3 protein-coding genes are annotated in these 3,531 nt (G+C 73.1%); all 3 read left to right on the forward strand.

The features are described 5' to 3' along the window. The coding region (locus HW445_RS22780; protein WP_180222828.1) for an NADH-quinone oxidoreductase subunit F at positions 1-1,217 on the forward strand (1,217 nt) is incomplete at its 5' end. Next, positions 1,214-2,074: a 2Fe-2S iron-sulfur cluster-binding protein gene (locus HW445_RS22785; protein WP_180222829.1), complete on the forward strand. Its 861-nt coding sequence runs from the start codon at positions 1,214-1,216 to the stop codon at positions 2,072-2,074. The genes HW445_RS22780 and HW445_RS22785, both read left to right, overlap by 4 nt. A 7-nt stretch (positions 2,075-2,081) precedes the next feature. Then, on the forward strand, positions 2,082-2,936 hold the full coding sequence (gene fdhD, locus HW445_RS22790; protein ID WP_180222830.1) for a formate dehydrogenase accessory sulfurtransferase FdhD: 855 nt from the start codon (positions 2,082-2,084) through the stop codon (positions 2,934-2,936). The last annotated feature ends 595 nt before the right edge of the window (positions 2,937-3,531 follow it).

The following is a 3,531-nucleotide window of genomic DNA, read 5'->3' on the forward strand; positions in this document are numbered from 1 at the left end:
CGGAGCTGACGCTGCTGCGCCGGGTCGGCGTCGTCGACCCGGCCTCGCTGGACGACTACCGTGCCCACGGCGGGTACACCGCGCTGCGCCGCGCCTTCGAGTTGGGCCCGGCCGGGGTGATCCGCGAGGTCACCGACTCCGGCCTGGTCGGCCGGGGCGGCGCCGCCTTCCCGACGGGCGTCAAGTGGAAGGCCACCGCCTCCCAGCCGGACCACCCGCACTTCCTGGTCTGCAACGCCGACGAGTCGGAGCCCGGCACGTTCAAGGACCGGGTCCTGATGGAGGGCGACCCGTACGCCCTCGTGGAGGCCATGACCGTCGCCGGATACGCCACCGGCGCCCACAAGGGCTACCTCTACCTGCGCGGCGAGTACCCGCGGGCGCTGCGCCGCATGGAGCACGCCGTCGCCCAGGCACGCTCCCGCGGGTTCCTCGGCGAGGACGTGCTGGGCATGGGGTACGCCTTCGACATCGAGATCCGGCGCGGCGCCGGCGCCTACATCTGCGGCGAGGAGACCGCGCTGTTCAACTCCATCGAGGGCCGCCGGGGCGAACCCCGCTCCAAGCCGCCGTTCCCGGTGGAGAAGGGCCTCTTCGGGAAGCCCACCGCCGAGAACAACGTGGAGACCCTGGTCAACGTCCTGCCGATCCTCACCATGGGCGCCCCCGCCTACGCCGCGGTCGGCACCGGGAGGTCCACCGGCCCCAAGCTGTTCTGCGTCTCCGGCAGCGTGGAGCGTCCCGGCGTCTACGAACTGCCGTTCGGCGCCACGCTGGGGGAGCTGCTGGAACTCGCCGGGGTGCGCGACGGCCTGCGGGCCGTGCTGCTCGGCGGGGCGGCCGGCGGGTTCGTCCGGGCCGACGAGCTCGGCATCCCGCTCACCTTCGAGGGGACCCGCGAGGCCGGGACCACACTCGGCTCGGGCGTGGTGATGGCCTTCGACGACACCGTGCCGCTGCCCCGGCTGCTGCTGCGGATCGCCGAGTTCTTCCGGGACGAGTCCTGCGGACAGTGCGTGCCCTGCCGGGTGGGCACCGTCCGCCAGGAGGAGGCGCTGCACCGCATCGCCGACCGCACCGGGGCGGACGCCGCCGGCGACATCGCCCTGCTGCGCGAGGTGGGCCGGGCCATGAAGGACGCCTCGATCTGCGGTCTCGGGCAGACCGCGTGGAACGCCGTGGAATCCGCCATCGACCGTCTGGGGGCGTACAAGTGACCGCGATACCGCTGGGAGTGCCGCGCCGGCTCCTGGAGTTCACCCTGGACGGCCAGGAGACCCGGATCCCCGAGGGCTCCACCCTCCTCGACGCCTGCCGGGCCGCCGGCAAGGACGTCCCGACCCTCTGCCAGGGCGACACCCTGGAGCCGAAGAACGCCTGCCGGGTCTGCGTGGTCGAGGTCGAGGGCGCCCGCACCCTGGTGCCGGCCTGCTCCCGCAAGGCCGAGGCGGGCATGGAGGTGCGCACCGACACCGAGCGGGCCCGGCACAGCCGGAAGGTGGTGCTGGAACTGCTCGCCTCCTGCGTGGACCTCTCCACCACCCCGAACGCCGCCGTCTGGCTCAAGGAGTACGAGGCCGAGCCGGACCGCTTCGGCCCGGACGCGGCCCGGATCGACCAGGAGCCCCGGGTCGACAACGAGCTCTACGTCCGCGACCTCGGGAAATGCGTCCTGTGCTACAAGTGCGTGGACGCCTGCGGCGACCAGTGGCAGAACACCTTCGCCATCTCGGTCGCGGGGCGCGGCTTCGACGCCCGGATCGCCGTGGAGCACGACGGCCCGCTCACCGGGTCGGCCTGCGTCTACTGCGGCAACTGCGTCGAGGTGTGCCCCACCGGGGCACTCTCCTTCAAGAGCGAGTTCGACATGCGCGCAGCGGGTACGTGGGACGAGTCCCGGCAGACGCGGACCACCACGGTCTGCGCCTACTGCGGAGTAGGGTGCAACCTCACCCTGCACGTTCAGGACAATGAGATCGTCAAGGTCACCTCACCGCACGACAACCCGGTGACCCACGGCAATCTCTGCATCAAGGGCCGCTTCGGCTACCAGCACGTACAGAACCGGGACTGACTGGGCTATGGGACGAGTCACGGAACGACGCAAGGTGATCCGCATCCGCGACGGGGTGGTCTCCGCGCGCCCGGACACGCTCGTCGCCGAGGAACCACTGGAGATCAGGCTCAACGGCAAGCCGCTGGCCATCACCATGCGCACGCCCGGCGACGACTTCGCGCTCGCCGCCGGGTTCCTCGTCAGCGAGGGCGTGCTGGGCTCGGGCGCGGAGCTGCGCAACATCGTGTACTGCGCGGGCGCCACGGTGGACGGCTCCAACACGTACAACGTGGTCGACGTGCGGACCGCCCCCGGCGTCGTCATGCCGGACATCACCCTGGAGCGGAACGTCTACACCACCTCCTCGTGCGGCCTGTGCGGCAAGGCCAGCCTGGACGCCGTGCGCACGACCGCGCGGTGGGCGATCGACGACGGCGACGGGCCGGCGATGACGCTGGAGCCGGCGCTGCTGTCCGAGCTGCCGGACCGGCTGCGCGCCTCCCAGCAGGTCTTCGACCGCACCGGCGGCCTGCACGCGGCGGCCCTGTTCTCCGAGACGGGTGAGCTGCTGGACGTCCGGGAGGACGTGGGGCGGCACAACGCGGTGGACAAGCTGGTCGGGCGGGCGCTGCAGAACGACGCGCTGCCGCTGTCGCGGACGGTGCTGATGGTGTCGGGGCGGGCTTCCTTCGAGCTGGCCCAGAAGGCGGTGATGGCCGGCATACCCGTGCTGGCCGCGGTCTCGGCGCCGTCGTCGCTGGCGGTGGACCTCGCGGCGGAGACGGGGCTCACGCTGGTCGGGTTCCTGCGGGGAACCTCCATGAACGTGTACGCGGGGGAGGAGCGGATCGCCCTGACGGCCACGGCCGCCACGGGCTGAGCGCGTTCGTCCCCCTCGGCACGGCCGACGGGGTCCCGGACAGGGCGGGGAGCGCCCCCTGCGCCCCCCGGGACCCCGCCTCCGGCCTTCCCGGCCCCCCGGTACCCCGCCTCCGACCTTCGGCCTTCGGCCTCCCTGGCCTCCGGCTTCCCGGCCTTCCGGCCTCATGGCCCTCCGGGCCCGCGGCCCTCCGGCGTCGGCCCTGTGGCCTCACGTTCATCCGGACCCGCGGCCCACGTTCATCCGGACCCGCGGCCCTCCGGTACCCCGCCTTCGGCCTTCGGCTTCCCGGCCTTCCGGGTCCGTGGCCTTTCGACCTCATGGCCCTCCGGTGTCGGCCCTGTGGCCTCACGTTCATCCGGACCCGCGGTCCTCCGGTACCCCGCCTTCGGCCTCCGGCTTCCCGGCCTTCCGGGTCCGTGGCCTTCCGGCCTCATGGCCCTCCGGGCCCGCGGCCCTCCGGCGTCGGCCCTGTGGTCTCACGGCCTTCCGGCCTCTCAGGCGTCGGCCCTGTGGCCTCACGTTCATCCGGGCCCGCGGCCCTCCGGCCCCGGCCTCCCGGGCGTCGGCCCATGACCTGGCGGGCGTCGGGCAC

This window comes from Streptomyces sp. UH6 (assembly GCF_013421635.1).
Lineage (GTDB): Bacteria > Actinomycetota > Actinomycetes > Streptomycetales > Streptomycetaceae > Streptomyces > Streptomyces abyssomicinicus.

Excerpts from the sequence above, each read along its gene's own strand:
- fdhD (WP_180222830.1), top strand. The coding sequence starts at position 2,082 with ATGGGACGAGTCACGGAACGACGCAAGGTGATCCGCATCCGCGACGGG.